This window comes from Streptomyces sp. NPDC057743 (assembly GCF_042798755.1).
Taxonomy (GTDB): Bacteria; Actinomycetota; Actinomycetes; order Streptomycetales; family Streptomycetaceae; genus Streptomyces.
Window position 1 is genome coordinate 1 of the sequence record NZ_JBHVJX010000085.1, and the last position, 6,074, is coordinate 6,074.

General features: G+C 68.0%; 4 protein-coding genes. All 4 read right to left on the bottom strand.

What is annotated here, in order from left to right:
- Window positions 1-99: 99 nt before the first annotated feature.
- From ACFVFQ_RS38075 to ACFVFQ_RS38090, 4 genes are read right to left on the bottom strand one after another with little or no spacing between them, the layout of a single operon-like run.
- Window positions 100-579, bottom strand: a complete 480-nt coding sequence (locus ACFVFQ_RS38075; protein WP_383425259.1) for a hypothetical protein — start codon at window positions 577-579, stop codon at window positions 100-102.
- Entirely contained in the window at window positions 566-2,758 is a 2,193-nt protein-coding gene (locus tag ACFVFQ_RS38080) for a site-specific integrase (protein ID WP_383425261.1), read from the bottom strand. The genes ACFVFQ_RS38075 and ACFVFQ_RS38080 overlap by 14 nt, the downstream gene beginning before the upstream one ends.
- Window positions 2,755-4,479: a hypothetical protein gene (locus tag ACFVFQ_RS38085; RefSeq protein WP_383425263.1), complete on the bottom strand. Its 1,725-nt coding sequence runs from the start codon at window positions 4,477-4,479 to the stop codon at window positions 2,755-2,757. Before ACFVFQ_RS38085 ends, ACFVFQ_RS38080 begins: the two co-directional genes overlap by 4 nt.
- Window positions 4,476-5,939 carry a site-specific integrase gene (locus ACFVFQ_RS38090; RefSeq protein WP_383425265.1) on the bottom strand — a complete coding sequence of 488 codons (1,464 nt, stop codon included), beginning with the start codon at window positions 5,937-5,939 and terminating at the stop codon, window positions 4,476-4,478. The genes ACFVFQ_RS38085 and ACFVFQ_RS38090 overlap by 4 nt, the downstream gene beginning before the upstream one ends.
- Window positions 5,940-6,074 lie beyond the last annotated feature (135 nt).

A 6,074-nucleotide genomic window follows, 5' to 3' on the forward strand; every position in this document is an offset into this window, starting at 1 on the left:
TTTTTGCGCGCACTCTCCGTGTCCCGAGTCGACGTGTTGCGGGTGGAGTGCGTCCGGCAGCGGAGGTTCAGGACGGCCTCAGCGGTGTGATGTCTCATTTCAGCAGGGGCCGATCGTTGTGGTGTGCCGTGGGCGGGGCAGGTGAGTGACCTGCTGGTGCGATCCTCCGGCGAGCTGTTGACGGAGGCGCTCGATTTCGAGGTGCTGTGCGGCCAGTTGCGAGATCGCTCGTTGCCTGAAGTCGGTCAGCTCCTCGACCTTGGTGTCGCGCTCGGCCAGGCGCTCACGGAGGCCGGAGACCTCTTCCTTCAGCCGGGCGATCTGGGCTTCGCGTGGGTCCGGGATAGTGCCTGCTCCCTGGAGGAGATCACGGCGCCGGCTGAATTCCTCGGCCAGGTGTTGGAAGGGACCCGGACGTCCTGCCTTGGGATAGAAGCCCGTGCGGTTCACCCCGGCCTGGGCGGCGAGGGTCTTAAGGTCGCATCGGCCGCCGGGCGGAATCTCGCCTCGCAGGAGGCGGTCCATGGCGGCCTGGATACGGTCCTCGGCCTGGCGTCGCTGGTCGTCAGTGGTCCTCATGGATCTCCTCGTCGGGGGCGGGTCCGGCCGCGCGGTCGATTTCGTCGAGAACGCGCTGTGCCCGGTCGAGTTCGGCCTGGAGCCGGATGCGCTCGTTCTTCTGGGGACGGCTGAGGGAGCCGAGGAAAGTCTTGGTCTGGGCGACGGTCTCGGCCCAGACGGGCCGGTGGCAGGGGTGGTGTGTGGCCTGCGGGCAGCGGGCGGAGTCACACATTCCCGCCAGCGGCTTGGTGGCGTTCGGGGTTCCGGCCAGCTTCAGACACAGGGCTTTGCCGGGGTCGGCGAACCAGCAGTAGTTCGCCGTTCCCAGGTGCAGGGTTGCGGCTCGTTTGGCCAGGAGGTTGCGGAGGTCCTGGTCACTGGACCGGACGTGAGGCGAGGCTGCTGCCTGCCGGGTCAGCTCCTCGTCGACGTGGGTGAAGAAGTCGATCAGACCGCGGGCCCCAGGACCGCTCGGCATGATGCCCTGCTGGTAGTTGCGGAACTCAGCGGCGGCCAGGGACAGGTTCCGCTCCTGCTCGTGCTCGTTGACCTCGGCCAGCAGTTTGGCCTGGGCTCCTCCGGGCCGTGCGGCGTATCCCTCCGTGGTGACCACGGACACGTGTTTCAGAGCGATCTTCGCGGCCAGCATGCCGTTGGGACGGTAGGCCAGCTCAATGGCCAAAGTACGCCTCAACATCCGCAAGTTGACATCGCCGTCCGGGATGGGAGCGAGCCCGAGCCGATGACCGAGGGGACCGTTGACGAAGGGGCGAAGAGCGCGGGTGTGTCCGGAGTGGAAGCCGATCCGCCCGAACAAGAATTGCCCGGGAGTGGGGTGGGTGTGCAGTTCTTCTGCGAGTGCGACCGCTCGGTGTACTTCTTCGAGTACGACCCATTCATCGTCGAGTCCGCCGAGCTTCTGGCCTTTGATGATTTTGCTGGCGAGGCTGTGACGGACCATGCCGGGGCCGATCTGACTGGTGCGGCGGCAGCCGACGAGCAGTTCGGCGAGCTCGCTGTTCCTCATCCCGGAGACCGCCGCGGTGACGGTCAGCGCCGCCTGGCGGGCGACGCCCGCGAGGTCCTGGACTTCCCGGGTGTGCAGCGGTGTGGTCCACGGCACCAGTTCCTGGGTGTCCGCGCGGGGGACGGCCGGCGCGTCGCGGCCCCAGGGCTTGGCCAGTCCGACGTTGGCGAGGGTGTCCTCGGCGAGCCGACGAAGGTCCGGGGTGAGCAAGCGAGAGCGGTATTCACCGCGTCCGGCGCGGGTGGCCAGGGCCTGGAAATTCACCCGCAGGAGGAGGTCATCCGGGTTCCAGCCTGCGGCAAGTCGCTCACGGACCCGTCTCTCGGTCATCTCGACCAGGGGCTCCCCGCTGGAACGATGCTCTTCCAGGGCCTGGGCCAGGTCGGCTGCCGTGGGGCTCGGTCCGTGGACGCGCTCGGTTCGGAACGGCCGTTCTTCGACCTGCCGGAGGAGAGCGATCAGACGGGGTCCGATGGTGTCCACGATGTAGAGGCAGGCGGCAAGCATCGGCTGCAGGATGTGATCGGGGACGGGCTGGGTCTTGTTCTCCGCCCGCTTCGGGATGCCGGCGACCACGGCCGGCGGGGTGAAGTTCCAGGGGCGGAAGTCCTGGTGATAGCGGTCGCTGGTGAACAGGTCGCCGTAGAACGCGAGATCCATGATGGCCGTGACGACCGCCCGCTTCTGGGACGGGCTGGCTACCCGGAGAGGGCACCCGTGCTTGTCGCGGATCGTGCCGCGGAGGTCGAGGTAGCGCTGACAGTGCTCCTGCGTGACCTCGTGAAGACTGGTGATCCCTTGGCTGGTCAGCCAGTTCAGCCAGGGAAACAGCAGGTCCCGGATGCGGCAGGTGGTTGCCAGCGCCCGAGGCGTGCGGTAGGCCCGGGGCAACTGGGCAACGGCCGGGTGGGTCGGCGCGCAATAGGCGATCATCAGTTCCTTGGCCACCAGCTGCCATCGCGGGTTGCTGATCTTCGTGAAGTCCCAGATCAGCAGACCCGCCGCGAGCTGCTTGGGGCGGCCTTGGATGCCACGGAGATCCCATATGTCCTGGTCGAACCGCGGCCGCGGGAAGCTGTCGACGAGGGTCCATCCGGCCAGCTCGAAGACGTCGGCGCCGACGAACGGAGAAAGGGGTGCCGCTTGCGGGGCGGCGAAGGCTTCGGTCATGCGGTTAGCTCCTCGGGCCGCAGCGGGATTTCCTCGTCCGTGTCGGTGACCTGCGGGGCGGCGCCAGCCAGTACTTCGGGGTGGAAGCAGTCCAGGACCTGGGTGACGCGCTGGGCATAGGGACCGAAGACGGCCATGAAGTGATCGGAAGGCATCTGCCGCCACTGGCGTGCGAAGAACGCCTTCAACCGCAACAGGTTGGCCGCGTGCCGGGGTGCGAAGACCGCCAGCGGGCAGAGCAGGCAGACCCAGGGGCGAGCCGGACAGGGCTTGCCCTCCGGGCCGTGGAGCCCGGCCAGCTGGTCCGCGCAGGCCGCGACGAACACGTCGCGTTCACCGCCCACAAGTTCGTTGATCGCCGCGTCGTCCAGCCGCAGCCGGTCGATGACCTGCGGGTAGTCCCGCGCGAGGGTGACAGTGGCTTCCTCAGACAGGACAGTGGGAGCCTGAGCCCGCTGAAGGAGATCGCCCTGGGCCTCCTCAATCAGGGCGTGAACGGCCCGCTGCTGGGCCGGCGTCGCGGCGGTCAGGTAGTGGTCGCCCTCGATCGCCGGGGTGTGGTTGGGGTCGATCGTCGCCCGCGGACTGCCGGCCCAGGTGCGACGGTCGCGGTGACTGTGGAACGTGGTCCTGATCCGCTGCCGGTGAACCGGGAACGGGGCACCCGTGTCGTCCAGCAGGCCATGCCGGCGTACCCACTTGCGGACCGAGATGTCGGTCATCCGAGTCGTCTCCACGACATCGGCATGGTTGTGACGATCGCGGATCCACAACACCCCGCGGTCCTCCTCCGGCGCGAAGGAGCGAAGCAGGGCCGAGTGCTCCAGCCAGCGTTCCAGCAACCGGACGGCCTTGCGGGGAAGGTTCAGGCTCTCGCGGGATGTTCGGCCCTTGACGTAGTTCAGCAGCATCTCGGAGCTGCCGGACCATTCGATGTCCTTCAGCCCGAGCCCGTCGATGCCGTCGGGGACGATCCCGCTGTAGGCGCCGAACAGCAGCTGGTAGGAGATCACCATGTCCGGCTGGGCGAACAGGGCCTTCCGGGTCTCTGCCAGCGGGCGCCGGACAGCGAGGGCGGTCTTCTGCCGAACGCCGAGCGAGTCCCGCAATGAGCGGAAAGTGACCGGCCCGTGGTGGACATGGAGCCAGCACAGGTTGTCGGTGGACCAGTCACCGCATTCCTGGGGATCGCGGCCCCGGCGGGCGGCGGCGAGGGCCTCGGCGTGCGCGGTGAAGGCTTCCCGTACGTTTTGGCGGCAGAGGTCGAGCAGCCGGGACCACTCGGCCTCACTGTAGGGGGCGAACGTCCCCTTCGGATCGGGCTGGTTGAACGAACGGCCCTCAGCCATCAAGCGGACCGGTCGCGGCAGACCGCCGGTTTCGTCGTCCCATGCCCGCAACAGGACACGGCTGTTGCGCTCGTCGGCATACTGGGCGGACATCCAGAACTCAATCAGATCCGTCCGCGACAAGTCCCCGGCGCCGCCGGTGAACCCGCGGGCATCCAGGAACAGCACCAGACGGCTGGCCGAGATCACGTTCTTGTCGACGGTGGACCGCGTGGCCAGCCGCCCGTGCGGGTGGATGAGGCATACCAGCCCCGTCATCAAGTCCCGGGACAGCTGCGGGCAGCGGCTGGCAGGCATGAGCCTCTGCCGGTTGACCCCGTCTGCGCTGGTGTAGGCGATGCCGATCGGATCATGCAGAACAGCGGCGGTCACCAGTCGTCCTCGTCCTCATCGAACTCGCCGTCCGCCTCCGTCGCGGCTTCGACATCGCTGATCAGCCCGTAGTCCCGCCCGGCCTCTTCGTAGGCGTCCCGGAAGATGCGGGTCATATCCAGCCGACGGAGGTACTTTTCCGTGGTCAGGACACTGGAGTGCCCCAACAGGTCCCGCAGCACCATCAGCGGATCGGCCTTGGCGAGGTAGAGGGCCAGGCCGGCCTCCGCATCGGTGTCCTTCACCATCTGCGCGGCCTGCCGGTAGTAGCCGCTGACCAGCCGGGCCAGGGTCTGCATCGCGAACGTGTGCCGACTTCGGTGTGGAAAAACGTGCGGGAACCGGGGCTCGAACCGCTCCCGGATGCGGTCCGCCGTCCGGGAGAAGACCGTGGGCCAGGCGGTGAACGGGCCACCATTCGACCTCACCGCCAGCAGCATCGAACCGCCCTCAGGGGCCACCAGGCGCCGACGCTCCGACGGCCGGAGTTCCTGCCAGGACAGCCGGCGGCCGTTCACCCGGCCGCCCCACTGATCGGCCTCGGTCACCAGCAAAGGCGGCCCCCATCGCTCCGGCGGCCGCCAACGGGCGCCGCCCACTGCCAGGGCGCGGTCCAGATCCCGGTATCGGTGCAGTTCAGCCAGCGTGTCGTAGGGCACCCACGTGGTGCGGAACTTGCGGCCCTTCGTGATGCCGGACGGCACCGGCAGTGGAATCGGCAGCGTCGTCGGGGCCGGCGGAAGCGGCGGCAGCTCGGCCGCGAGGTAGTAGGTGAACTCCTGCAACCGCAGCCCCGTGCCCAGGGCGAACCTGCCCACGGCACCGTTGCGGGCCAACTCCCGGCCCCGGAACCGCTCGTCCTCCCCGTCCGGCCCAAGCCCCCGCAGACCGCGGACGAACAACTCCGCGAAGTCGTCCTCCAGGTACTTGATGGTCACGTGCGGCTTCGGCACCCGCCGGATGGCCTGGTTCACCGGTCGCCGGGCGACCTGATCGGCGAAGAACACCGTGGCCTGCCGATAGGTGAACGGCTCCGCGTTCGCGTACCCCTCCGCCACCGCCCACCGGTAGAAGCTCGACAAGATGCTCACGTGCTGGTTCCACGTGGTCGCCGTCAGCCGCCCGTCCAACGGACCACAAGCCCGGTGCACCGCGTACGAACTGAGCCCGGCCTTCAACCGGTCCCTCTGATCAAACAGTCCGATCCCGTGACCGCCGAGGAAAACCGCCCAGTCCCGTACCGCACGTGCATAGACACCCCACGAACCCGGCTCCGGGCACCCGTTCACCGGCAGCTCCCGCAGCCACCGGTTCGCCGCCGCCAACGGCCGCGGCGACGCGGGACCATCCTCGAAACACAAGTCGCTGTCGATCAGGATCGGCATCTGCTCGGGGATCACCGGCTCGTGTTCGAGACCCCACGTCTCCCAGCCCTCCGGCTTGAAGAAGATCAGCTCCACGGGCCCAGAGCGTAAGGATCACGCCGGTGCAGATCAGCGGGGACCGACTCGCTTCACCCGAACGAGACATGGTCCAGCACCGTCCGAAAACCCCCAGCTCATCCGCATAGAGACACGGCAGAAGTGCCAGAGAAA

Coding starts and splice junctions, on each gene's coding strand:
- ACFVFQ_RS38075 (WP_383425259.1), bottom strand. CDS start 579: ATGAGGACCACTGACGACCAGCGACGCCAGGCCGAGGACCGTATCCAG.
- ACFVFQ_RS38080 (WP_383425261.1), bottom strand. CDS start 2,758: ATGACCGAAGCCTTCGCCGCCCCGCAAGCGGCACCCCTTTCTCCGTTC.